The organism is Psychrobacter sp. TB20-MNA-CIBAN-0197 (genome assembly GCF_040309765.1).
Lineage (GTDB): Bacteria > Pseudomonadota > Gammaproteobacteria > Pseudomonadales > Moraxellaceae > Psychrobacter > Psychrobacter submarinus.
The window spans coordinates 1-241 of sequence record NZ_JBEOPC010001289.1; the positions used below are offsets into that span (position 1 = coordinate 1).

Consider the following 241-nt stretch of genomic DNA (forward strand, 5'->3'; position numbering starts at 1 on the left):
GTGAGTCGAGTGGGTAAAAGCCTTGATGTATTGAGGCTTCGAGACGAATACATTCCTATATTAAGACTCTACGATATTTTTAATCATAAAAATGCTATTGAATCACTCGATAAAACGCTGCTTGTTGTTGTAGAAACAGATAACCAAAAGGTGGGTTTATTAGTTGATGATTTACTGTCTCAACAGCAGGTTGTTATTAAAAGTTTAGAGGCAAACTACCATAAAGTGGATGGCGTATCGG

1 protein-coding gene is annotated in these 241 nt (G+C 36.5%); it reads left to right on the plus strand.

Annotated elements, in window-relative coordinates:
• Nucleotides 1-241, plus strand: a 241-nt coding sequence (locus tag AAEY83_RS18120; RefSeq protein ID WP_351061478.1) for a chemotaxis protein CheW, incomplete at both ends; no start/stop codon positions are given.